Annotated in this window: 20 protein-coding genes and 1 pseudogene; 9 read left to right on the top strand and 12 right to left on the bottom strand. The window is 71.6% G+C overall.

The window, feature by feature from the left end; genetic code table 11:
- Positions 1 to 102 precede the first annotated feature (102 nt).
- Genes ABZ865_RS10500 through ABZ865_RS10490 form a run of 3 tightly spaced genes read right to left on the bottom strand, consistent with a single transcriptional unit; the run spans position 103 to position 3,728 of the window.
- Positions 103 to 921 carry a hypothetical protein gene (locus tag ABZ865_RS10500; RefSeq protein WP_361226885.1) on the bottom strand — a complete coding sequence of 273 codons (819 nt, stop codon included), beginning with the start codon at positions 919 to 921 and terminating at the stop codon, positions 103 to 105.
- Entirely contained in the window at positions 921 to 2,204 is a 1,284-nt protein-coding gene (locus tag ABZ865_RS10495; RefSeq protein ID WP_361226881.1) for a VWA domain-containing protein, read from the bottom strand. Before ABZ865_RS10495 ends, ABZ865_RS10500 begins: the two co-directional genes overlap by 1 nt.
- Positions 2,205 to 2,213: 9 nt before the next feature.
- Positions 2,214 to 3,728: an IucA/IucC family protein gene (locus ABZ865_RS10490; RefSeq protein ID WP_361226878.1), complete on the bottom strand. Its 1,515-nt coding sequence runs from the start codon at positions 3,726 to 3,728 to the stop codon at positions 2,214 to 2,216.
- 309 nt (positions 3,729 to 4,037) lie between these two features.
- Here ABZ865_RS10490 and ABZ865_RS10485 point away from each other — a divergent pair, with 309 nt between their 5' ends.
- Positions 4,038 to 5,744: an IucA/IucC family protein gene (locus tag ABZ865_RS10485; protein ID WP_361226875.1), complete on the top strand. Its 1,707-nt coding sequence runs from the start codon at positions 4,038 to 4,040 to the stop codon at positions 5,742 to 5,744.
- Between the two features lie 49 nt (positions 5,745 to 5,793).
- Here ABZ865_RS10485 and ABZ865_RS10480 read toward each other — a convergent pair.
- From ABZ865_RS10480 to ABZ865_RS10445, 8 genes and pseudogenes are all read right to left on the bottom strand, one after another.
- A pseudogene (locus tag ABZ865_RS10480) lies at positions 5,794 to 5,901 on the bottom strand (hypothetical protein); the annotation flags it as partial.
- Between the two features lie 1,076 nt (positions 5,902 to 6,977).
- Positions 6,978 to 8,513, bottom strand: a complete 1,536-nt coding sequence (locus tag ABZ865_RS10475) for an FAD-binding protein (protein ID WP_361226872.1) — start codon at positions 8,511 to 8,513, stop codon at positions 6,978 to 6,980.
- A 177-nt stretch (positions 8,514 to 8,690) separates the two neighbouring features.
- Positions 8,691 to 9,722 (bottom strand): NAD-dependent epimerase/dehydratase family protein, encoded by a 1,032-nt coding sequence (locus ABZ865_RS10470; protein WP_361226869.1) that lies wholly within the window; start codon positions 9,720 to 9,722, stop codon positions 8,691 to 8,693.
- Entirely contained in the window at positions 9,713 to 10,753 is a 1,041-nt protein-coding gene (locus ABZ865_RS10465; protein WP_361226866.1) for a ScbA/BarX family gamma-butyrolactone biosynthesis protein, read from the bottom strand. The genes ABZ865_RS10470 and ABZ865_RS10465 overlap by 10 nt, the downstream gene beginning before the upstream one ends.
- 48 nt (positions 10,754 to 10,801) lie before the next feature.
- Positions 10,802 to 12,433 (bottom strand): FAD-dependent monooxygenase, encoded by a 1,632-nt coding sequence (locus tag ABZ865_RS10460; RefSeq protein WP_361226863.1) that lies wholly within the window; start codon positions 12,431 to 12,433, stop codon positions 10,802 to 10,804.
- Positions 12,430 to 13,092: an HAD family phosphatase gene (locus ABZ865_RS10455; protein ID WP_361226860.1), complete on the bottom strand. Its 663-nt coding sequence runs from the start codon at positions 13,090 to 13,092 to the stop codon at positions 12,430 to 12,432. Before ABZ865_RS10455 ends, ABZ865_RS10460 begins: the two co-directional genes overlap by 4 nt.
- A complete protein-coding gene (locus ABZ865_RS10450) occupies positions 13,089 to 13,448 on the bottom strand; it encodes a hypothetical protein (RefSeq protein ID WP_361226857.1) in 360 nt (119 codons plus the stop codon). The genes ABZ865_RS10455 and ABZ865_RS10450 overlap by 4 nt, the downstream gene beginning before the upstream one ends.
- A gap of 15 nt (positions 13,449 to 13,463) precedes the next feature.
- Complete coding sequence (locus tag ABZ865_RS10445; RefSeq protein ID WP_361226854.1) at positions 13,464 to 14,462, bottom strand: phosphotriesterase-related protein; 999 nt, start codon at positions 14,460 to 14,462, stop codon at positions 13,464 to 13,466.
- A gap of 219 nt (positions 14,463 to 14,681) precedes the next feature.
- On the opposite strand from ABZ865_RS10445, the gene ABZ865_RS10440 reads away from it, so the two are divergent.
- Entirely contained in the window at positions 14,682 to 15,557 is an 876-nt protein-coding gene (locus tag ABZ865_RS10440) for an SDR family NAD(P)-dependent oxidoreductase (RefSeq protein ID WP_361227298.1), read from the top strand.
- An 8-nt stretch (positions 15,558 to 15,565) separates the two neighbouring features.
- On the top strand, positions 15,566 to 16,138 hold the full coding sequence (locus ABZ865_RS10435) for a TetR/AcrR family transcriptional regulator (RefSeq protein WP_361226851.1): 573 nt from the start codon (positions 15,566 to 15,568) through the stop codon (positions 16,136 to 16,138).
- Here the strand turns inward: ABZ865_RS10435 and ABZ865_RS10430 are convergent.
- Positions 16,124 to 16,990: a helix-turn-helix transcriptional regulator gene (locus ABZ865_RS10430; RefSeq protein WP_361226848.1), complete on the bottom strand. Its 867-nt coding sequence runs from the start codon at positions 16,988 to 16,990 to the stop codon at positions 16,124 to 16,126. The genes ABZ865_RS10435 and ABZ865_RS10430 overlap by 15 nt on opposite strands.
- A gap of 178 nt (positions 16,991 to 17,168) precedes the next feature.
- Here ABZ865_RS10430 and ABZ865_RS10425 point away from each other — a divergent pair, with 178 nt between their 5' ends.
- The 6 genes from ABZ865_RS10425 (at position 17,169) to ABZ865_RS10400 (ending at position 24,190) form a co-directional block, all read left to right on the top strand.
- Positions 17,169 to 18,419, top strand: coding sequence for a cytochrome P450 (locus tag ABZ865_RS10425; RefSeq protein WP_361226845.1), 1,251 nt, complete (start codon positions 17,169 to 17,171; stop codon positions 18,417 to 18,419).
- Between the two features lie 14 nt (positions 18,420 to 18,433).
- Positions 18,434 to 19,642, top strand: a complete 1,209-nt coding sequence (locus tag ABZ865_RS10420; protein ID WP_361226842.1) for an MFS transporter — start codon at positions 18,434 to 18,436, stop codon at positions 19,640 to 19,642.
- Between the two features lie 113 nt (positions 19,643 to 19,755).
- A complete protein-coding gene (locus ABZ865_RS10415) occupies positions 19,756 to 20,739 on the top strand; it encodes an aldo/keto reductase (RefSeq protein ID WP_361226839.1) in 984 nt (327 codons plus the stop codon).
- Between the two features lie 53 nt (positions 20,740 to 20,792).
- Positions 20,793 to 21,683 carry an SDR family NAD(P)-dependent oxidoreductase gene (locus ABZ865_RS10410; protein WP_361226836.1) on the top strand — a complete coding sequence of 297 codons (891 nt, stop codon included), beginning with the start codon at positions 20,793 to 20,795 and terminating at the stop codon, positions 21,681 to 21,683.
- A 30-nt stretch (positions 21,684 to 21,713) separates the two neighbouring features.
- Complete coding sequence (locus ABZ865_RS10405; protein ID WP_361226833.1) at positions 21,714 to 23,966, top strand: MMPL family transporter; 2,253 nt, start codon at positions 21,714 to 21,716, stop codon at positions 23,964 to 23,966.
- Positions 23,963 to 24,190, top strand: a complete 228-nt coding sequence (locus tag ABZ865_RS10400; protein WP_361226830.1) for a ferredoxin — start codon at positions 23,963 to 23,965, stop codon at positions 24,188 to 24,190. The genes ABZ865_RS10405 and ABZ865_RS10400 overlap by 4 nt, the downstream gene beginning before the upstream one ends.
- The last annotated feature ends 26 nt before the right edge of the window (positions 24,191 to 24,216 follow it).

Raw genomic sequence — 24,216 nt, 5'->3', positions numbered from 1 at the left:
CCGCTCGCCGCCCCGCCCGCACGCCGCCCCGCCCGAGCCGGGCTCGGACGATGGCGGAAAAGGGAAGGCCCGCCGGGCAGGCGGGCCTTCATGATGGTGGCGTCAGGCGCCCGGCGGAACCCGCGACGGCCGTCCCGACCCCCGCGTCAGCGCATACCCGCCGATGCCCGCGAGCGCGGCCAGGACGCCGCCGATCGCGGTCCACACCCACCGGTCGGACCACCAGCCGGAGGACCAGCCGTCGTCCGGCTCGATGCTGGAGAGCACCGCGGACTTCGCACCGTCCTCGCCCTCCTCCGCCACGGACTTGACGGCGATCCCCGGGACGAGCGGCTTGGCCAGCGAACCGTCCACCGCCGCCGCGCCGCCGATGTCCTTGGAGTCGACGCGCACCTCGGCGCCGACCGGCAGACCGAGGTCGGAGTCGCCCAGGTTCAGCACGGTCAGCCGGATGTAGTACGTGCCCGGCAGCGGGTCGTTCGCCCACGGCTCCGACCAGGCCCGCACCGTCCGCAGCACGCACGCCAGCTCGACCGAGGGCGCGTCCTGGGCGGCGGTGCGGGTGGCCGCGCCGTACTGGCAGGACTGGCGCCGGCGCAGACCGTCGTACACGTCGATCTGCCAGGTCTGGGCGGAGTGCGTCTGCGGCAGCTTCACGGTCGCCTTGACCGTGGGGCGCTGCCCGGCGTCCGCCGGGAACGACCAGTACAGGTAGTCGCCGGTGGAACCGGACGCGGTGGCCCGCTGCCCCTGCTCGATCTCCGTCGCCGTACGGAACGACGTACCCGCCTGAGTGGGCGCCGAGCCGTCCGCCGAGGCGCTCGGCGACGGCGAGGAGTCGGCGGCGGCGAGCCCGGCGGCCGGTCCGGCGACCAGCCCGAGCGCCAGCAGAGCGGTGCTCAGCACACGTGTGACACGCATCAGTTCGTCCTCCAGACCGCGACCCGCCAACGCGACAGCCAGCCCCACAGCAGACCGGCGACGAAACCGGTCAGCACCAGCGCGCCCAGCAGCCACCAGCCGCGCCCGAGGCCGAAGGCGGCCACGTCCGACGCCTTGCTCGGGCCGTCCACGACGTCGACCGTCAGCTCCAGCGGCAGCCCCGGGGTGGTCTTCACGCCCGCCGCCGCCGAGAAGGAGCTGGTGACCTGGAGGCACACCGTCTCCGCGGTCGCGTTGTCGTCGTCGCTCTCGGGCCGCGGGTAGCGCAGGCCCGTGGAGATGACGTCCGTACGGCCGTTGCCCGCCGCCTCGCCGCGTACGATCTCCCGGCCGTGCAGCGTCACCGCCCGCAGCAGCACCCCGTAGTTCGGGGCGACCGCCCGGTCGTCCGCGACGCTCACCGAAGCGCGCAGCTCCTTGCCGGGGTCGACGTCGACCTTGTACCAGCGCTGCTGCCCGAACTCCGCACGGTCGGTGTACAGCCCGGACTTGAGCGACGGGGCCTTCGCGCACTCGGTCGCGCCCTCGGTCGCCACCGGCGTCACCACCGGATCGGCGGCCCGGTCGACCAACTGCCCGACCCGGTCGCTCAGTTCCTCCTTGTGCCGCACGTCGGTGTACGTGCCGCCGGTCGCGTCCGCGATGCAGCTGAGCTGCTCGCGGGTCTTGGCGTCCGGCACCAGGCCCAGGGTGTCGATGGTCAGCCCGATGCCCTTGGCGGCTATCTCGCGGGCCACCTCGCACGGGTCGAGCGGCTGGCAGGTGTCCTCGCCGTCGCTGATCAGCACGATCCTGCGGGTGCCGCCGGCGCCGACGCCGTCGGCGCCGGTGACGTCCAGGTCCGCCGCGGCCTTCTGCAGCGCGGGGCCGATCGGCGTCCAGCCGGTCGGGGCCAGCGTGGCCACCGCCGTCTTCGCCTCGGTCCGGTCCAGCGGACCGACCGGGTAGAGCTGCGCGGTGTCCTTGCAGCCGGTCTTGCGGTCGTTGCCGCGGTAGTTGGCGCCCAGGGTACGGATCCCGAGCTGTACCTCCTCGGGTGTCGCGTCGAGCACCTCGTTGAACGCCTGCTTCGCGGCGGCCATCCGGGAGCCGCCGTCGATGTCCCGGGTCCGCATGGAACCGCTGACGTCCAGCACGAGTTCGACCTTCGGAGCGGGCCGCGCCGTCTCGTCGGCGACGGCTCCGCCGGGAAACGCGATCCCGGCCGCCAGGGCGGCGAGCAGAGCACAGACGCCTGCCGCCAGCCGTTGTCTTCTGATCATCGGCGGATCTTATTGATCAGAGGTGCCGGGCTCCAAAACGAGGGGGTTCGGCAGGGCGGTCCACTGGTCGCCGGGGATCTCCGGGGACAGGCGCATCAGCGTCAACGCCTTCGCCGGCAGCGGGCCTTGGCGCAGGGCCGCCAGGTCCGGGGTACGGGGCAGATCGGGCAGGGCGGCCCGCAGCGCGGCGCCCAGCGCGGGACCCGAACCCGCCGTACCGGCGAGCGCACCCGCCACCAGGGACCCGAACAGCTTGCGGCGCAGTGCCGTTTCGTCGTCCGTGACCAGCCGGCCGGTCAGGGCGGGCGGGGTGACGCCGTGGCGGGCCAGGCGCGCCGGGCTGATGCGGATGTCGGCCAGGTCGCGGTAGACGAGACGCAGGGGCGTGTCGTCGGCCCCCAGGACGACGAGGAGGTTCTGGCCGTGGGCCTCCAGGGCGACGCCCAGGTCCAGCAGGCGCAGGCCGGCCGTGAGCGCGAGGCGGGTGAAGGCGGCCAGCCAGGCGGGCGAGCGGGGGAGCGGGGTCGTGGCCAGGGCGGCCACCGGCACCACGCGCTCGCCCGGACGCGCGTACTCCTCCGGCGACTCGCGCAACAGCGCCGCCAGGTCGGGTGAGTGGGCGGTCGCCGCGCCGAGCGTGCGGGTGACGTGCAGCAGCCCGTCCGTGCGTGCCGCCAGCTCCGTCCCGAGCGCGGACAGCGCCGCCGACGCCGCCACGGAGTACGTGGAGATGTCCCGCACCGAGGACGTCAGCCGGGCACTCAGCGCGGTCTTGACATGCGGTCCGCCGGGCACCGCGAGGGTACGCAGGGACATCAGCGGATGCGCCGAGCGCCAGGGATCGTACGACCGCTTGAGCACATGGGCCGCCTGCCAGGGATGCACCGGCAGCAACAGCTCGTCCCCGTCCCGCAGTTCGTCCGGCCAGTCGCCCGACACCAGGCACTCCGCCGCCGGCACCGGCACCGTGCCCACCTCCACCACCGGCCGGTGCTCGGGCCCGTAGGCCAGCTGGTCCGCCACGGAGAAGCCGGGCCGGGCCCGGCAGTTGGGATGGAACGGATGTCCGTCGACCACCCGCTGCTCCCACTCCCAGTCGCGCTCCGGCCACTCCCCGGACCGCTCCGCGTCCGCCCGGGACAGCGCCAGCGAGGCCACGCTGTGTGCCAGTTCGGCGGCGAACGCGGCGGCGTGCGGCACCGCGAGGTCGGCCATCAGCCGCGCCGGGTCGTCGTAGCGCTCCCGGTCCAGATGGACGGCGGTGACGTGGTCGCCGGTCGCGTACGGATCCGCGTGCGGCCCGTGCAGCGTCCGGCCGCCCGCGAGCCGCAGGGCGAGCCGGTGCGCTCCCCGGGAGCGGCCGGTGATCCACGGCAGCGGTTCATGGGCGAGCGCCCGCCACAGCCGGGTCAGCACCGCCGCGCGGGCACCCGGCAGCTCCGCCGTGTACCGGGCCAGCAGACCGGGCCGGACGACGGCCAGCTCATCGGTGACCTCGGCCTCTGCGGTGGGAGAGTGGGACATGGTCGGCTCCTCGGGGACGGGCAGCTCGGGGGAAGATTGTCGGATACGACAGCCATACTGATCGCGACCGGCCTCCGAACACCGCCACCGACGGGACGGACCGACGGGAAGCCCGGACGGAACGGCCCGGCGGGACGGATCGGAGGAACGGTCCGACGGGACACACGGACGGCGTGTTCCGGCCGGACCTGCCGATGGAACGCACCCTCGGCACGCACCCGGGGAACGCTCCGACGGACCGACGGACCGTGATCCACGGCCTGTACGAGCGGCTCGGCGCGACCGGCGACCGGCCCCGACGAAGAACGAATGGACCGAGTGGACCTCAAGCCCCCCACCGACCCTGTCGGCCGCCCCACCGACCCCGTCGGCCCCGCCACCGACGCCGTCGGCCGCCGTGCCGACGCGTACGCGGCCGCGCCCCTGCTCAACTGTCTGCTGCGCGAGGTGGCCCGGCCGCTCCCGGGCGCCGGGGACCGGCCCGTCCACCGGCTGCCCGGCACCGGCCGGCTGCTGCGGGTGCGCCCCGGCCGGCGGCCCGCCGACCCCGAGGTGCACGCGAACGGCGCCTGGCACCGCCTCGGCCACACCGAACTGGTCAAACTCGTCGCCGAGGAGCTGCGCCGCGACACCGGGATGCCGGGCGGCGACCTGCCCGCCGAGATGATCGACAGCCGGGACGCCGTCGCCGCCCTGCTCACCGCCCGCGCCCAGGCCGCCCCGCCCGAGGACCCGTACCTGCGCTCGGAGCAGTCCCTGATCACCGGCCACCCCTGCCACCCGGCCCCCAAGGCCCGCGGCGGGGGCCCGGTCGCCGCCTGGCTGCCGTACGCCCCCGAGGCCCACGCCCGGTTCCCGCTGGTGCTGCTCGGCGTCCGCGAGGACCTGGTCGTCGAGGAGGGCGACACCCGCGCCCTCGACGCCCTCGGCACCGCCCCGCCCGGTTACCGGCTGCTGCCCGCCCACCCCTGGCAGCTCGACCTCCTCGCCCGCGACCTCGCCCCCGCCCTCGCCGACGGGCGCCTGCTGCGGCTCGGCGGCACGGCCTTCGACGTCTGGCCGACGGCGGCGATCCGCACGGTGTACGAGCCCGCGCGCGACCTGTTCCTGAAGTTCAGCCTCGATGTCCGGATCACCAACGACATCCGCCGCCTGTGGCGCCACGACCTGCTGAGACTCCGGCGCACCGACACGGCCGCCACCCATGCCTTCGCGGCCATGGGACCGCCCGCCGCCTGGCTGTCCGACCGCGGCTACCGCACCGCCGCCTTCGCCTTCGAGGAACTCGCCGTCCTCGTCCGCGACGGCCTGCGCGACCATCTCCTGCCGGGCGCCACGCCGCTGCTCGCGGCCGGGCTGGCGGAGGGCTTCGCGGGCAGCCCGCTGGCCACCGCACCCGATCCGCACGCCTGGTGGGAGGCCTACCTGCGCCAGGTCGTCCCGCCCACCCTGACCGCCTTCGACGACCACGGGGTCGTCCTGGAGGCGCACCTGCAGAACACCCTGGTCGCCGTCGACCGCTCCGGGATGCCCGTACAGGCGCTGTTCCGGGACGCGGAGGGCACCAAGCTCCTGCCGGACGTCTCGCGCGAGGCCGGCTGGGAGCGGCTGGTGTACTGCCTGGTCGTCAACCATCTCAGCGAGATCGCCGCCGCCCTCGCCGAACACCACCCCGACCTCGATCCCTGGCCCGCCGCCCGCCGCGAACTGTCCCGCCACGACCTCCCGGAGATCACCGGACTGCTCGCCTCACCCACGCTGCCCGGCAAGACGAACCTCCTGCTGCGCTGGACGGGCGCGGACGGCGCGGACGCCCGCTACCTGCCGCTGCCCAACCCGCTCGCCGGGAGCGACCAGCAGGTCGATACCGCTAGCGCTTCAGCTCCCGCCCGCCGAACGCCCCCGTTCCGTCCGCCTGCTTCCACCAGGTCTCCAGGCCCGTCTGGTCGAGCGTCCGCCAGTTCGGGGTCTCCTGGACCAGGGCCCGCCCCAGACGCCGCCCCAGGTCGACCATGACCCGGCCGGAGGGCGCGCGCTCGGCGTCGTACGCGGCCAGGGCCTCGGACCAGGTGGCCGTCGACGTCAGGGCCGACTCCAGGACCGTGGCGTCCTGCAGCGCCTTGACGGCGCCGGCGCCGGTGTGCGGGCGCGCGACCGTGGCCGCGTCGCCCATGAGCAGCGCCCGGCCCACCGCGTAACGGGGTGCCGTGAAGTCGTACATGGGCTGCAGGAACAGCTCGTCATGGGTCGTCGCCCGTACCAGGTCGCCCCAGAAGGGAGGCAGCAACTCGGCGGCCACGTAGGCCAGATGGGCGCGCAGCCCGTCGCCCGCCGTGCCCGGGGGCAGGCTCGTCGGGGTCTCCAGGCCCTGGTCGAGGCCGGGCGGCGGGGCCGTGTACAGGACCCAGTTGACCCGGTGGCCGCCGGTGGTCCCGTCCGGGATGCGGTACACGATGAGATGGCCGCCCTGGAAGACGACATACACGGCCTCCTCCTCGGCCCACAGCTCCGGGTCGCGCAGCCGGGCCGACGGGTAGGCACCGCGCCAGGCCAGGTATCCGGCGTACTCGGGGCGGACGTCGGCGCACACGGCCGCACGCACCGCCGAGCGGTAGCCGTCCGCGCCGATCACCACGTCGTACCGTTCGGTCCGCCCGCCCGCGTGCACCTCGGCGCCGTCCGGCCGCACCTCGACCGCCTCGACCGCCGAGCCGGGCCGGAAGTCCGCCGCCCCGGGCACCCGGCGGCGCAGCGCGTGCCAGAGCGGACCCCAGTTGTAGCTGCGGAACGGGAACGGCATCACGGCGATCTCGCGGCCCAGCGGGCCGTGCGCCGCCGCGTCGTCCCGGACGTACCAGCGGCGGCGTTCGATCCGCACCCACGGCATCGAGGCGTCGAGATGGCCGGCCGCCTCCAGCTCCGCGTAGCGGGCGTTGTGCACGGCGAGCCCGACCCCGCGGTCGGCCAGCCGGCCCGCCGCACGCTCGTACACCGTGATCCCCTCGGTCCCGCTCCGTCCCAGCGCGAGCGCCGCCGCGCATCCCGCGATGCTCCCGCCCACGACCGCGACCCCGCCACCACGCATTCCGCGTCCCCCTCGTCGTCCCCGGCGCCGGTCCGGTGCGCCGCGCGGGACCATGCTGCCAGCCCGGCGATCAGGCGGGCGCGGAATCCACGCCGACGGCCGGATCCCGCCCTGGCTTGCGCCGGCCGGTGTGCTGCGCGATGTGACCGCCGAGACGGCCGCCCTCAGGCGGTGGATCGGGCCGGAAGCCTTGTCGACTGCGAGTGCCGGAAGAAATCGGTGGGATCCCAGCGGGCCTTCACCTGTTGCAGGCGTGCGTAGTTCGCCTTCCAGTACAGCGTGTACCAGGGAACGCCGGAGGTGTTCCACGCCGGGTCGTCGATGTCGGAATCCGGGTCGTTGATGTAGCAGCCGTCGGTGATGTCGCCTGGCACCGGATATCCGCCGGTGGCCGCGAATGTCTGGCTGTAGATGTCGCGCAGCCAGCCGATGTGTGTGCCGTCCTCGCGCGGGTCGACCCAGAAGTTCTCGTACAGCGCGATGAAGGCGGAATCGCGGTGAGCGAACGCGGTGGCCTCGGTGGCCACTTCATTGGTCCGGCCGGCACCGCCGTTGAGGGAGATCGCCGCATTGGGATTGGCGTAGTCCGTGCGCGTCATGTTCCGGTGGATGACCGCGATCTGGTCATCGGTGAAACTCCGGCGCATCCATGCCGTCTTGACGGCACTGCGCAGGGTGTGGTCGTACAGCAGGGCCGGGCTGCTGGTGCCGACCAGCTTGGTGGAGGCCAGCCACGGCACCCGACGGGAGGGGAACGAGGCGGAGATGCCGGTGTCGCGGGTGAGGGCGGCGGCGTAGTCGGCGAGCAGCCGGGCGGCGTCCGGGTCGGTTCCGTCGACCTGGGTGAACAGGGCGACGCCGCCCGCCGGCCCCTGGCGCATGAGCAGGTAGCCGGCGAGGGAGATGAAGGGCGAGGACACCGAGCCGTTGGCCACGTGCCAGTCGGCGAAGTTGTGCACCAGTCGGCCGAAGGCCGGCAGATCCAGCTGGTTCCAGGGGATGTTGAGCAGGCTGACCAGTACCTCCCTGGGCGGCCGTGGGAGTTGCAGGGCCGGATCCGTGCCGCTGGATCCGGCCGTGCGGAACCAGTAGCGGGTGATGACGCCGAAGCTGCCGCCTCCACCGCCCGCGGTGGCCCACCACAGATCGTGGTTCGGATCGGACGGGTCGCGTGAGGCGATCACACGCCGTACCGTGCGGGAGCGGTCCACGACCACGATCTCCACGGCCTCGATGTGGTCGGCGACCAGCCCGAACCTTCGGGTCAGCAGTCCGAAGCCGCCGCCGGCGGCATGCCCGCCGATGCCGACGGTCAGGCAGGCGCCGCCGGGGATCGTCACGCCCCAGCCTTTGTACAGGGCCTCGTAGATCTGACCCAGTTGGGCCCCGGCCTGCACCGAGAAGGCCCGGCGTGTGGCGTCGTACGCCACCTCGTTCATCCCGGAGGCGTCGATGATGACGTCCACGTCCCGATGGCTCACGAAATCCGCGTAGCAGTGCCCGCCGCTGCGGACGGAAACCCGCTTTCCGGCGCGGACGGCGTCCTGCACCGCCGACACCACCTGCTGCGTCGAACCGACCAGCTGAATGGAATCGGGTGCGGCCTCCCAACGTTTGTTGACGCCGACGGACAATTCGGCGTACCGGGCGTCACCCGGGCGCACGGTCACCGGGCCGAACACCGGGTCGCATGCGCCCACGGCATCCACAGTCTCCGCTGCCGCGGCTCTCTGAGAGTGGAGGGACGGGGCGACACTCGCCGCGGCCACGGCCGTGGCGCCGGCCAGAAGATGTCGTCTGCCGATTTCGGGCATTGCTGAGTCTCCCTGGGGAAGGGCGGGTGCGGCCGGTTGGGGGCTCCCGGCCGCACCCGCCGCTCAGAGGTGGTCGTGGGCGCGGTGCCAGTCGGCCTGGTCGTGCAGGGTGCGGTGCAACGGGCGGAAGGTGACGCCCAGTTCGCTGACGGCGCGGGAGGAGCTCACACGCCGGCGGTTGCCCTCCAGCAGGGCGCGTACACCGTCCCGGGTCGCGGGAGGAGTACGACCCCGCAGGCGTGCCATGGCCTCGAGGACGGCGGCGACGGCGAGCGCGAGACGGGCCGGGACCTCGCGCGGGGGCGCCACACCCGCGGCACGGGCGGCGAGCCGGCACACCTCCGGCAGGGTCACCCAGCTCCCGGCGACGATGTAACGCCGGGCGTGCTCGCCCGCCACCGCGGCACGCACGCACGCGTCGGCGACGTCGCGGGCGTCCACGACATGGTTGCCGGCCCGGGGCACCGCGCGCAGCTCCCCTCGTGCCACGGAGGTGAACAGCCGTCCGGCGGACGTGGGCCCGGCGTCTCCCGGGCCCCACATCCACCCGGGCAGCACCATCGGCACCCGCACCCCGTGCCGGGCACCGAAGGCGTGTACGACCTCCTCGGAGTCCAGTTCGCTGGCGTAGTAGCCGTTCTCCCGGGTCCGGCGACCTTCGGGGGTGTCCTCGTCGGACGGCCGCCCGTCGGGGCGGGTTCCCAGCGTGCCGATGGAGCTGGTGTGCACCACCACCGGCACCCTGGCCTCGGCGGCCGCCCGCAGCAGTTCGCCCACGGCGTCCACGTTCGTCGCGGTCAGCAACGCGTCGTCGTGGCCGCCGGGGGCGTAGTACTCCCGGAAGTACGCCGCGGTGTGGATCACCGCGTCGTGTCCCGGGAGCACGCGGGCGATGCTCCGTACGTCGAGCACGTCACCCTGCCGCATGTCCAGTCGCTTGTGGTCCGGGAGCAGGGAGCGGGCCCGTTCGGGGTCCCGGACCACTGCCGTCACCTCACTGCCCAGGTCGAGCAGGCGCCGTACGGTGTTGCCCCCGAGCAGACCGGTCGCGCCGGTGACGACGACCCGCCGGGGTCGACGGGTGGTCAGGTCCACTGGATCACGTCCAGCCGGATCGACGTCGTCACCGCCCCGTCCTGCTGCACGTCGACGGCGACCGGGACGGCCAGGGTGTGCAGCTCCTCATGGCGGCGGAATCCGTCCACCCTCGCCCGCAGTTCCGTCACCTGGTCCAGCTCCGTGTAGTCGGTGAAGTCGGTGGTGATGGACGCGATGGTGAGGGTCTCCGGGGACAGCCCGTGCAACCGCGCGACGGAGGCGATGCCCAGCTGCCGGGCCGCCTCCATCTGCAGATGACCGGGCACATGGTCCAGCGGGTGGTCGAACATGTGCGGATGGCTCGGATCCATCACCAACTGTGCCGAGACGCCTGCCGGTCCGGTCAGGACGGGCTCGGTGATGACCACGTTGCGAGCCTCGCGGCGGCCCACCGAGGACGGCGCGGCAGCGGTGAACCGCGGCAGCGTGTGGTCCGTGGCGGCGGCCCGTCGCTTGGCCCGCAGGGTCTGGTACGCGCGCTGGGACACGATCAGCAACGCACCGTCCCCGGCCAGCGCCACCCCTCCGTCGAGCGAGACGTCACCGGTGAAGGTGAACCCCTGGATGCGACCCGCCTTGTTGCGACGGGGGTGCACGGTCATCGACACCAGCACCTGGGCCGGCGTGGCGCCGATCCGCAGCTGGGTCAGGCCCACCGTACGCAGGTTGAGGGCCCGGAAGATGAACGCCGAGCCGAGCTCCACGCCCAGGTGACGGTGGGCCACCAGGACGCCCGCCTGCCGTACCACCTCCACCAGCAGGGTGAAGTCGTACAGCGGTGCGTTCTCGCCGATCAGGTGGCCGCGCGGTAGCTGCGCGGCCACGACGAACGTGTTCTCGCCGGTCGAGGCGGAGTCGGTGACGAACACCTCGGCGACGGACGTGCGGTGGACCAGGGTGCGGGAGACCGTCGCGTCGTAGCGCAGCGTCGCACCGGCCGCGGCCGCGGCGTCGGCCACGTCCTCGGTCGTGATCGGCGCTTCCCCCGGCGCGCTGATCCCGGTGGTTCGGGCTTCGGGTATGGACATGATCGAAGCGGATCCCTTCCATGGTTCCTGAGAAGTGAGCCCAGGGGCCTAGGCCGCGTCGGACGTCACCGCGGGCCGCGAGGGCAGGCGTTCCAACAGCTCGAGGACTCCCGAGATCCCGGACCGCGCCCCCACGACGCCGTCCGGGCGGACGTATGCCAGCCACGGCGGGCTCGCCGGGCCGAGACCGGGGCCGTCCGCGCGCGCGGTGTCGCAGCGGGCACCGGCGGAGCCGATCTGCCCGGCCGGGGCAGCGCCGTCGGAGGGCTGGATCCACAGCACGTGCACCGTGTCGTCCACGCCCCGGCTGCGCAGGGCGACCAGGGCCCGCACGGCGATCTCGCCGGCCGCCTGGTCCCCGTACGCGATCAGGGTGTGCCGCCCCGCGGCCAGGTACGAGTGCAGTGACGTCGCCTGCGTGCCCCGCACCGGAACCAGTGCGGTGTCCGGTACGCGCCTGCCGAGCCGGACCGCGCGGGGCACGGAGGAGGCGCCTGGCAGGTCGGCCACGGCGGGGCTGGCCGAGTGGTCGAGGTCGAGCTGGGCGAGCTGCGGCAGCATCTGCTTCTCCAGCACGCCGCGGCGGCTGAAGGACTGCATGGTGGCGTCCCGCATGGCGCGGGCCATGGGGTTGCGCAACAGCCACATCCGGGTCTGCTGGTCGGCGTTGCGCACGGCCTGCACCGAGGCGGGACGACGCTCCGTCTCGTAGCTGTCGAGCAGGGCCGGGTCGGCGCCACGGGCGACGGCGGCGAGCTTCCAGCCGAGGTCGTAGCCGTCCTGCACACCGGTGTTGAGGCCCTGGCCGCCCGCGGGACTGTGCGCGTGGGCGGCGTCACCGGCGAGGAAGACCGGACCGTGGCGGAAGCGCGGGGCGACCTTGGCGTGCACCCGGAAGCGGTTGGACCACCAGGTCCCCCGCAGCCTCAGGCTCCCCGGACCGCGCTGGTCGAGCAGCTCCTGCAGCAGTTGGTCGGAGGGGGCTCCGGTGTGCCCGTCGGGCTCGATGTCGAAGAAGACCCGGTGTCCGCCCTCCGGCAGGGGCACCAGGACCAGCACCCCGTCCGGAGTGATGTGGTACTGAGCCTCGTCCTTCGGTACCGGACCCTCCACCGGACCGTCGCCGAGCAGGAACACCCGGTCGTAGGTGTGGCCCTCGAAGGGGATGCCGACCGAGTCGCGCACCATGCTGTGCGTGCCGTCGGCACCGACCAGCCAACGGTACGTCGCCTTCTCGACCCGCCCCTGGGCGGCACGCAGGCCCACGGCGACCCCGTCGCCTTGGACCTTGAGGCCGATGGCATCGGTCCCCCACTCCACCGTGCCACCGAGTTCGAGGAGACGGGCGTGCAGCGCCTCCTCGGTGACGGGCTGCGGGGCGCACAGCGGGTGACGGAAGGCGGTGCCCTCCAGACCGCCGAAGCGCATGCCGCCGATCTGCTTCTTGCGGGACCAGTAGGTGGCACCCGCCAGCGGGAGCGCGGTGCCGACGAGATGGCCGGCGACGCCGATGCGGTCCAGGCACTCCAGCGCACCGCTCCACAGGATCAGCGCCTTGGGCGCCTCACCGGGGCCCTCGCGCCGGTCGACGATCCGGCAGGGCACGCCGAGACCGAGCAGGGTGCAGGCGGTGGTCAGGCCGGTGGGGCCGGCTCCGACGATCAGAATCTCCGTGGTCATCGCGCAGGACCTCCAGGGTCCGGGTCGCCGGCCTCGAGGCGGGTGAGCACCTCGCGGACGGTGGTGTCGGTGTCGGTGAACCGGACGGATGCGATGCCGAGTTCGCGGGCGGCGACGCAGTTCTCCTCGGTGTCGTCGACGAACAGGCACTGCCCGGGTTCCGCACCGAGCCGGTCGAGCAGGATGCGGTAGATCTTCGGGTCGGGCTTGCGCACGCCCTCCTTGTGCGAGTCCACGACGAGTGTGAACAGCTCGTCGACCGGCAGCTGGGCGCGCCAGCGCGGCTCCCACTCGCGGACGTTGTTGGTGAGCAGGGCGATCCGGTAGCCGTCACCACGCAGTCGGCGCAGGAAGTCGACGAAGGGCACGTTCGGCTTCCGCCCGCGAAACCACAGCTCTCCGAACTCGCGGCCGTCCAGGACCCGTTCGGATCCGGGGGGCAGCTCGGCCAGGATGCGCTCCGCCATCTGCCGCTCGGTGATGGCGCCGATCTCCAGCGCGGCCATGGGGGTCTCGCCGTGTCTTTGGGTGGCGGCGGTGAACGCCTCGGCGAGGGCCGCGACCTCGATCCCCGCCAGTTCGGCGAAGGCGGTGAAGGTCTCGATCAGGGGATTGGTGAGCACCCCGCCGTAGTCGACGACGACGGTGTCGATGGTCACGGGTCCTCCCGCGGGGCCTCGGTGGCCGGTCCGTACTCCAGTTGCAAACCGACCATGACCAGTTCGGTTTCGCCGACGTTGTGCATCTGGTGGCACAGCGGCGGGTCCGCCGCGTTGAACAGCACCACGCCGCCGGGGAGTTCGCCCTCGCGGATGACCTCGCCGTCGACGCCGAGCGAACGGACCTTGGCTCCGCTGAGCACCACCGTCGCCCAGGGCTTGCGGTGGGTGTGCAGCGGACGGGTGCCGCCGGGAGGTACCTGTTCGACCCAGGCCTTCACCAGGGGGGTGTCGAGGCACAGCGGTGCGCCGAGCTCCTCCCAGGGCCCCGCCGGGTCGGTGGGTTGTGTGGACATGGAGTCTCCGAGAGGTCAGTAGGGGGCGTTGGCGGAGAAGAAGCGGCAGGGATTGTCGACGAGCATGGTGCGGATCGCCTCGTCGCTGACGTCCGCCTGGCGCAACGCGGGCAGCACGTCGTCGTGGATGTGCGTGTAGTCCCAGGACGGGGCGACGAGTTCGCGCTGGTCCGGTGTGAGGTAGTCCAGGTAGCACGGGCAGTCGTGGGACAGCACCAGTTGCTCTTCGTAGCCGGCGTGCACCAGTTCGGCCACGGTCTTCACGCGCTGTTCGATCGGGGCGATGAACTCCATGCCGAAGCGGTCCATGCCGAGGAACGAGCCGGCGTCGAGCAGTTCACGCAGATAGCCGAGGTCGTCGGTGTCGCCGGAATGGCCGATGACGACCCGGCTGAGGTCGACGCCCTCCTCCTTGAAGACCCTCTGCTGCAGCAGCCCGTTGCGCACCAGGGCGTTGCTGTGCGTCTGGATCGGCGCGCCGGTTTCGCGGTGTGCCTGGGCGGTGGCGCGCAGCACGCGCTCCACGCCCTCGGGCAGGTCCTCGGTCTCGGTCGCGCACTTGAGAACGGCCGCCTTGACACCTGTGTCACCGATGCCCTCGGTGATGTCGCGCACGAACAGTTCCACCATCGGGTCGGGTCCCTCGAAGACCCGGCCGGGGCCGCGGTAGGCGAAGTACATCGGTTCGTCGTTGTAGGTGTAGACGCCGGTGGCCACGACGATGTTGAGCGGTACCCGGGCGGCCACCTTCTTGATGCGGGGCAGATAGCGCCCCTGGCCGAGGACGGTGAGGTCGACGATCGTCCGCACGCCACGCTCGGCGGCCGCGGTCAGCCGGGTGACGGCACTCTCGATCTGTGCCTCCTCGTCCCAGAGCTGAGGATTGTTCTCCTGCACCTCCGTGCTGAGCACAAAGACATGCTCATGCATCAGAGTCACTCCGAGTTGTTCAATCGGAATTCCACCCTCCACCGTTTCGACAATGACGGGTTCCAGAGAATCCACGTCGGCCATTTATCCCCCTGTTCTTGTTTTCTGCTCCGCTGCTACGGTCTCCATCCCCAAGTTGGTTTGTCAACGAGTATCTGACGGCATGGTGGTGGCATTGCCAATAGTGCTGACAGTTACCTTGTCAGCGGCGACTCCAGCAGAGAAAGTGGGGGATTGGGAATGTGCTCGCCGGATGTTAATTCGGTATGACATGGATCTCTGTGAGGAGCCCTCGTGGCGCATATGGAAAAGCTCGCCCTGGTGACCGGCAGTACCGACGGGCTCGGGCGCGGCGCCGCCAAACTGCTGGCCGGACAGGGCTGGCACGTCGTCGTGCACGGCCGCGACCCCCGCAAGGTGGCCGACGCGCTCGCCGATGTACGCAAGGCGGCCAAGGCCGCCAAGGGCTCTGCCGGCGAGATCACCTCCGTGACCGCCGACCTCTCCCGCCTGGAGGAGGTGCATGCCCTGGCCGACGTCATGCTGCGCACCCACGGCCGGCTGGACGCCCTGGTGAACAACGCCGGTGTGGCGACACCCAATCTCAGCGCCCGCACCCGTCGCGTCACCGCGGACGGCTACCAGCTCGAATGGCAGGTGAACTTCCTCGCCGCCTTCGCCCTCACCCTGCGCCTGACAGGTCTGCTCGTCGCCTCCGCGCCCGCCCGTGTGGTCAACGTGAGTTCCGTCGCCCAGGGATGGGGCGCCATCCACTGGGACGACCTGCAACTGGAGCGGCACTGGGACCGCATGGCCGCATACGCCCAGTCCAAGCTGGCCCTGACGGCCTTCACCAACGAGTACGCACAGCGCCTGCACGGCCGCCAGGTGTACGCCAACAGCCTGCATCCGGGCATGTGCTCCACCAAGATGGTCCGCAGCACGTTCGTCTTCGCCCCGCACCGCACCCGATACGGTGCCGAGAACATCGCCCGCCTGGTCACCGACCCCGGACTGCGGTCCACGAGCGGCGCCTACTTCAACGAGAGGCGCCGCATCGAACCTAACGCCTTCGCCCACGACCCGGCCGGCCGGCGCAGGCTGTGGGACGTGGCCCTGGCCCAGTCCCGTGTCGCCGACCACGCGGAGACCGTTCTGCCCGAGCTGCTCACCGTCTGACCCCGTCGGTGACCGAGCCGGGACGGGGCAGGCGGCAAGCCCGTGGGGAACGCCGCGTCGAGCAGCTGCTGGACGCCGCAGCGCGCCTGTTGTGCCGTACGGGGGCGACCGTGCCCGGCCCCACCGCCATCGCCCGCGAGGCAGGGGTCTCCCCGGGCACCTTCTACCAGTTCTTCCCCGACAAGGAATCACTGCTCGCCGTGCTGGGCGAGCGGCTGGTGCGCGAGCTGTACGCCGCGCACGGACCCCTGTTCACCGCGGACCACGCGCGCCTGCCCCCGCAGCGGCTGACCGACGCGGTCTTCGCCCCGCTGCTGTCGTTCCAGCCCGAGAACCCCGCCCTGCTGATGCTCATCCGGGCCGAACTGCTCAGAGGCGTACGAGAGATGCTCACCGTGCGCGCCCCCGCCATGCCCGCGGCGGAGCGGGACCGGGTGGCCGACATGGTGTGCGCACTGCTCCAGGCCGGCCGGGCCCTGGTGCTCAGGCTCCAGGGCCCGGAAGCCGACGCGTACACCGCCGAGGCCAAGGCCGTGATCGGGCGCTATCTCTCCTGGCGGACCGGATCAGCCCCGCCATGAGGCGACGAGGTCGCCCAGCCGCTGCTCGTCCTCCGAGCCGGGGAAGGCGAAGTGCGTGACGATGCTGCGTCCCGTGGTGTCGCCCTCGAGCGCGAACTTGACGTAGTTGAGCGACAGGGGCCCGACCGCCGGGTGCTGGAAGCGTCGTACGGAGGGGGTGAACTTCTCCACGTCGTGCGAGGTCCACCACTCGTGGAAGAGCGGGCTGGACTTCTTGAGATCGTTGACCACCTCGATGAAGCGCGGGCGGCCCAGTTCGTGGGCGGAGTCCGCGCGCAGCAGCCCCACCAGCCAGCGCGCCTCGCGCTCCCAGTCCGGCAGGAGATCGCGGGCGCGTGGCTCGTTGAACATCAGCCACAGGACGTTGCGATGACGCTCCGGCACCTGGCCGACGACGCCGTCCATGAGCGCCGCCTCCGCACGGTTCCAGGCGACGATGTCGAAGCAACGGGTGATCACGTAGGCGGGGTTGGGGTTGAGCAGGTCGAGGAACGCCTGGATGTCCGGGCCGACCGTCGGCTCCGAGTCCGTCGAGGGGGCCTGCGTGGCCTCTCCGGCAAGCCGGAAGAGGTGATCGCGTTCGGGCGCGTCCAGCGCCAGGGCCCTCGCGATCCCGTTGAGCACCTGCCGGGAGACGTTGATGTTCCGCCCCTGCTCCAGCCAGGTGTACCAGGTGACGCTGACCCCGGACAGCTGGGCCACTTCCTCCCGCCGCAGCCCCGGGATCCGCCGACGTCCGGACGCCGGCCTGGAAACTTGAATTCCCGACTTTTCCGGGTCCGCCTTTCGGCGCCGTGACCTCAGAAAGTCGCCGAGTTCCTTACGGCTGAGCTCGTCCTTGGAAGGTCCCATGCGTAATCCCCCGTCGCGATGGCCAGGACTATGTGGTGCAGTTTCCACCAGTATTTACTCCACTCTTCTTCTGTGTCAATCGACGCCTAATGATGGGACAGACGACGAGTAAATAGTCGGCGTCGAAGTCCGCATACCGCACACCGCATATGCAGTCGATTTACGGAGGAGAAACCGCATGGAAACAGAGACTGAGCGGAAAACCACGGTCGTCGGCGAGGTGGACGGACTGCTGGCCGAGCTGTTCCTCACCCCGGACGGCCTGCGCGACCCGTATCCGCGCTACGAGCGCATCCAGGAGCTGACCGCCGTTCACCATACCGCCCTCGGCCACTGGGTGGTCACGGGTTACGACGACGTCAACGCCTTCCTGCGCAGCCAGCACGCCCTCAAGGACCCCTACCGGGTCTTCGCCCCCTGGGTCGGCAAGGACGAATGGCAGGACCACGCCGCCCTGCGCCGACTGCCCGACATCATGCTGTGGGCCAACCCGCCGGACCACACCCGGCTGCGCAAGCTCGCCGGCTTCGCGTTCACCAACCGCGCCGTGCAGGCCATGCGCCCGCAGGTGACCGAGATGGTCGAGCGTCTGGCCGACAAGCTCGAACGCGATGGCTCCCTCGACTACATGAAGGACTTCGCCTTCCCGCTGCCGGCCATGGCCACCGGCCGCATGCTCGGCATCCCCGACGCCGATCTGCCCTCACTGCAGGGCCCGATGCGTGCCTTCCAGGACATCTACGAACTCGGGCTGACCCCCGAGGCCCTCGCCGAGTGCGACAAGGGCGCCCAGCTCACCGACGACTACTTCAGCGCCCTCGTCGAGGCGCGCCGCAAGAACCCCGGTGACGACCTGCTGTCCGCGCTCATCGCCGCCAAGGACGGCGAGGACAAGCTCAGCCAGGGCGAACTCATCGGCATGTGCAATCTGCTGTTCGGCGCCGGCTTCGAGACCACGACCAATCTGCTCGGCAACGGCATGCTGGCCCTGCTGCGCCACCCCGACCAGATGGACCGGTTGCGGGCCGACCTGAGCCTGGTTCCGGGTGCCGTCGAGGAGATGCTCCGTTACGACAGCCCCACCCAGCTCGGCAACCGGGTCACCGACGGCCCCGTCGAGATCGCCGGCACCGAGATCCCCGCCGGCTCCTCGGTGGTGGCCCTGGTCGGCGCCGCCCACCGCGATCCGCGGCGCTACCCCGACCCGACCCGCTTCGACGTGACCCGCTCCGACGCTCCCGTGCTGTCCTTCAGCTCCGGCATCCACTACTGCCTCGGCGCGTCACTGGCCCGCATGGAAGCGCAGATCGCCTTCACCACCCTGCTGCGCCGCTTTCCCGGGCTGCGCCTCGACGGGGAGGACACCGTGGAGTTCCGACCCCGGCTCACCCTGCGCGGCATGGAGTCCCTGCCCATCTCCATCGGCTGACGGGAGATCACCCCGTGGCTTCCCCACCCGGGACCGACCGCGCGCGGCACCGGTCCGCCGCCCCCGCGCGCGGCCTGGTGCCGTTGTTCGCGATCGCCTGCGGACTGACCGTGGGCAACCTCTACCTGTCCCTGCCCCTGCTGGACACGCTCGCCGCCGAGCTGCACCGCTCGCACTTCGCGGTGAGCCTGGTCGTCGTGGCCACCCAGGCCGCGTACGCGGTCGGCCTGGTGCTGGTCGTACCGCTGGGCGACATGCTCGACCGGCGCAGACTCGTCCTCGCGCTGCTCACCGCCGAGACGGCGGCGCTCCTGCTGGCCGCCGCCGCGCCCGGCATCGAGGTGCTCTGTGTGGCCGCGGCTCTCATCGGCCTGACCTCGGTGGTGGTCATGGTGATGGTGCCGTTCGCCGCGTCGCTCGCCGCCGAGGCCGAACGCGGCCGAGTGGTGGCGAGCGTGATGAGCGGGGTCCTCATCGGCTCGCTGCTGATCCGCTTCCTGTCCGGCGTCATCGGCGAGCACACCGGCTGGCGGCCCGTCTACTACGGCGCGGCCGGCGTCGCCGGAACGCTTGTCCTGGTCCTGCGCAGCCGCATCCCGGCGGGCACCGGAGTCCCGCCGGACACCGGCCTCGGCTACGCGAGTCTGCTGCGCTCACTGCCGGGCCTGGTGCGCTCGAGTCCGGTGCTGCGCCGCCGTTCCCTCTACGGGGCGCTGTGCTTCGCCGCGTTCACCGCCTTCTGGACCCCGCTGCCCTTCCTCCTCGCCGGCCCCCACTACGGATACGGAGCCGACGCGGTCGGGTTTCTCAGCCTGGTCGGCATCGGCGGTGTGGTGGCGGCGGCACTCGCCGGCCGGGCGGCGGACCGTGATCTCGGGCCCTGGCCCACCGGGATCCTGCTCGCCGGGGGGTGCGTGTCCTTCCTTCCGGCCGCCTTCGGCGAGCGCGCTCTCGCACTGCTCGTCCTGGCCACGTTCCTCTTGGACTTCATGGTCCAGGGAGCTCACATCACCAATCAGAGCGAGATCTACCGACTGCCCCCGGAAATTCGCGGACGAGTGACCTCGGTGTACATGACCGGATATTTCCTGGGCGGGGCGGCGGGGGCCGTCGGAGCGGCGGCCCTGTATTCCGCGTCGGGCTGGCCCGCAGTGTGCGTACTGGGTTCGGCGCTCACCGGCACCGCCTTCATGGCCTGGGCATTCCACCTGGTCAGGGACTGATCTGGTGCTCTGACTGCTATTAGTTCCGCCACCATTGTGCACATTCAGGCCCGGTCCTAGGGTTGTTGGGCGGGAATTCAATGAATTCCCTCGAGTAAAATCGGAGTTGACACATGGACGTGCCCCCGCGCGAACTCGCGGACGGTCTGCAGGTCTCCGCACTCGGACTCGGCTGCATGGGAATGGCCGAATTCTACGGGGACCGTAACGACCCCGAATCGATCGCCACGATCCATCGGGCCATCGACGTGGGCGTGAACTTCCTCGACACCGCCGACATGTACGGCGACGGCGTCTCCGAGGAGATCGTCGGAAAGGCATTGCGCGGCGGCCGCCGCGACCAGGTCGTCCTGGCCACCAAGTGCGGCATGGTCAGGACCCCTTCCGGGGTGGCGCTGAACGGATCGCCCGCCCACATCCGCAAGGCCGTCGACGCCAGCCTCAAGCGGCTCGGCACCGACCGGGTCGATCTGTACTACCTGCACCGCATCGACCCGCAGGTGCCGGTAGAGGACTCGGTCGGGGCGCTGTCGGAGATCGTCCAGGCGGGCAAGGCCCGCTTCATCGGCCTGTCCGAGGCGGGCGCCCAGACCATCCGACGGGCCCACGCCGTGCACCCGGTCTCCGTCCTGCAGACCGAGTACTCACTGGCCAGCCGCGGGGTCGAGGACAAGATCCTGCCGACCTGCCGTGAACTGGGCATCGGCTTCGTCGCCTGGGGCCCGCTCAGCCGCGGCCTGCTGGCCGGGCAGATCATCAGCGACGCGGACCTCGCCGACTCCGATCTGCGCCGCTTCCTCCCGCGATTCGAACCGGACAACCTCGCCGTCAACGGGGCGATCGTCACCCGGCTCGGCGAGATCGCCCTCGACAAGGGCTGCAGCACCGCCCAACTGGCCCTGGCATGGCTGGTGGCGCAGGGCGTCGTGCCCATCCCCGGCAGTCAGACCCGCCGGGACTTCGACGAGAACGTCGCGGCGCTGAGCGTCGAACTCAGCGAGGACGACCTCGCCCGGATCGAAGCCGTCGCACCGCCCGGGGCATTCGCGGGCGAGCGATTCCCGGCCGGGCTGATGCACCTGGTGGAAGACGAGTGAGCGGACACCACCGCATCGAACCACCGCTCCATTCATCGACGACGGAGGCACCCGTGAGTCCGAACCCTTCCGCACAGACCGCCCTGATCACCGGGGCGTCCGGCGGCCTGGGAACCGCGACGATCAAGAAGCTGTCGAACGCCGGCTGGCATGTGATCGCCGCGGTCCGCACCCCCGCGGCGCTCGCCAAACTGCCCGAGGTCGAGTCGCTGACACCCGTCGTCCTGGACGTCGCCGACCCCGACTCGATCGCCGCGGCCGCCGAGAACCTGTCCGCCGTCCTCGGCGGCCGCGGGCTCCAAGCCCTGGTGAACAACGCCGGTGTCATCGTGCAGGGGCCGGTCGAGCTGGTTCCCCCGCACGCGCTGCGCCGCCAGTTCGACATCAACGTCCTCGGCCAGATCGCCGTCACCCAGGCATTCCTGCCCGCGCTGCGCCGCGCCGGCGGCCGAGTGGTCAACATCGGCGCGATCACCGCCCGTGTCTCCGTCCCCTTCTTCGGACCGGTCGCCGCATCCAAGGCCGCCCTCGCCGCGCTCAACGACGCGCTGCGCATGGAGCTGAGGTTCCAGGGCGTCGACGTCGTTCTGGTCGAACCCGGCGCCCTCGAGACGGAGATCTTCGCCAAGGCCGAGAAGTCCGCGGCCGAGGACGGCTGGACCGGCGCCACCGAGGCACGGCGGCGGTACATCAAGGCGGTGGCGGACGCCCAGGCGGCTTCCGCCAAGCAGAGCGCCACGGCCATCGACAAGGCGGCCGGCACCCTGGTCAAGGCGATCACGGCACGCCGCCCGGCCACCCGCTACCTCATCGGCCAGGACGCCCGCGCCCTGTCGTTCTTGCGCATCCTGCCCGACCGGGTCCGCGACACGATGCTGCTGCGCACGCTCGGACTCAGCCGCGCGTCTTTCGAGGCCACCGCGGAATCCGTGCCCCACGCCTGAGACGCCGAATACACCCCCGAGAGGACCATCATGTTCGAGCGTCTGGCCCGGCTGACCACAGCACGGCCACGCCTCATCCTGATCCTGGCACTGCTGTTCGCAGCCGCCGCCGTCGTCCTCGGCGGCGGGGTGGCCGACCGGCTGCAGGGAGGCGGCACCACCGATCCCGCGGCCGAGTCCGCACAGGCCTCGGATCTCCTGGAGCGGGACTTCGCCGCCGGTCGCCCCAATCTGGCGCTGCTGCTCAAGGCCGACAACGGAGTGGACACCGCGTCCGCCGCCGCCGAGGGGCGGCGGCTCGCCGAGCGGCTCGCGGGCGAGCACCATGTGCAGGGCGTGTCGTCGTACTGGCAGGACAAGTCCCCGGCACTGCGCAGCACCGACGGGCGCTACGCGCTGATCGTCGCCCGCATCACCGGAACCGAGACCGAGGCCGACGACACCCTCAAAGCCCTCGCGCCCCACTATCGCGGCAGCCACGGACCGCTGGAGGTCAGGATCGGCGGCGCCGCCCAGATCCGTACCGAGGTCCAGGACACCAGCCGTAAGGACCTGGGCAGGGCGGAGGCCATCGCGCTGCCTCTCACCCTGCTGATCCTCGTGCTGGTCTTCCGCAGCGCGGTGGCGGCACTGCTGCCGGTGATCATCGGACTGATCGCGATCGTCGGCACCAACGCCTCACTGCGGATCATCACCGGCTTCACCGATGTCTCCGTGTTCGCGCTCAACCTGACCACCGCGCTGGGCCTCGGACTGGCCGTGGACTACGGGCTGTTCATCGTCCGCCGCTACCGCGAGGAGCTGCAGGGCGGCCTGCCGCCCAAGGCGGCCATCGGCACCACGCTCACCACCGCCGGACGCACGGTCGCCTTCTCGGCCCTCACCGTGGCCGTGTCGCTCTCGGCCATGCTCATCTTCCCCATGTACTACCTGCGGTCCTTCGCGTACGCGGGCATCTCCGTGGTGCTCATCGCCGCCGCCGCGGCCCTGCTGGTGCTGCCCGCCCTGCTGCTGGTCCTGGGCCGGCGGATCGACGCCCTCGACCTGACCCGGCTGCTGAGGCGCCGCTCCGGCCTCGCGGGGGCCGACGCCTCGGGACGGCGCTGGCGGCGCATCGGCGAAGCCGTCGTCAAACGCCCGGTCATCTTCATGCTGACCGCGGTCGCCGCGCTGGTCGCCCTCGGCCTGCCATTCCTCGGCGCGACCTTCGGCAACATCGACGACCGGCAACTCCCCAAGGAGGCCGAGGCCCATCAGGTGCACCAGGTGATCCGGGACGAGTTCACCTCCCGCCCCACCGGCGTGCTGGACGTGGTCGCCGACGGCGTGGACGGCGCGCGGCGCGCCTCCGAGATCGGTCCCTACGCGGCCCGGCTGTCCGGGCTGCCCGGAGTCGTACGCGTGGACTCCGCGGCCGGCGTCTACCAGAACGGCCACCTGACCCAGCCTGCCGGACCCGCGCAACAGCGCTACACCGCCGAGGGCGGCAAGGCCACCTATCTGTCCGTGGTGCCCTCCCTGGAGGACGTCTCCCCCGAGAGCCAGCACCTGGTGCGACAGATCCGTGACGTGCCCGCTCCCTTCCCCGTGTACGTGGGCGGCGGCGCGGCCGAGCTGGTCGACACCCAGGACACCCTCACCGACCGCCTGCCGTACGCGCTCGTCGCGATGGTCGGCGTCACGATGGTGCTGCTGTTCCTGATGACCGGCAGCGTCGTGATGCCTCTCAAGGCAGTGGTCCTCAACACCCTCAGCCTGACCGCCACCTTCGGCGCGCTGGTCTGGGTCTTCCAGGACGGCCATCTCAGCGGCGCCCTGGGTGACTTCACCGTCACCGGCTTCCTCCCGGCCACCCTGCCGGTGCTGATGTTCTGCGTGGCCTTCGGACTGTCCATGGACTACGAGGTGTTCGTGCTGTCGCGGATCAAGGAGGAGTACGACCGTACCGGTGACACCGTCCGGGCCGTCGTCTTCGGCCTGCAGCGCAGCGGCGGCGTGGTCACCGCGGCGGCCGCCGTGCTGTCCATCGTTCTGGTCGCCATCGGCACATCGAAGATCACCAACATGAAGATGCTCGGCCTCGGCCTGGCCCTGGCCGTCCTCATGGACGCCATCGTCGTGCGAGGCGTCCTGGTGCCGGCGGTGATGCGGCTGCTCGGCCGCGCCAACTGGTGGGCACCCGGACCCCTGCGGCGACTGCACGACAGGTTCGGCATCAGCGAGGGCGGCCCGAGGGAACCGCAGCCGGCCCTGGCCGTGGCGAAGGCGGGTGAGCCGCTGTGACGGAACTCTGGACGGTCGAGGTGGACACCTCGGTCTGCGTCGGATCGGGCCTGTGCGCCGCGAACGCGCCCGAGTGCTTCTCCCTGGACACCTCCGGCCGGGCGCGGCCGCCCGAGGCGCCGGTCGTGGCGGCCGACGAGGTGCTGGAAGCGGCCGAGAACTGCCCCGCCACGGCGATCACGCTGCGCAAGGCGACCGGAGGCGAGGAGATCTTCGTGCCCTGATCCCCCGCAGTGGCGCGAACAGCTTG

The organism is Streptomyces sp. NPDC047085 (genome assembly GCF_040643735.1).
Lineage (GTDB): Bacteria > Actinomycetota > Actinomycetes > Streptomycetales > Streptomycetaceae > Streptomyces.
Note: the sequence above shows the minus strand (reverse complement) of the source record. Positions and strands in the feature narration are given on the sequence as shown.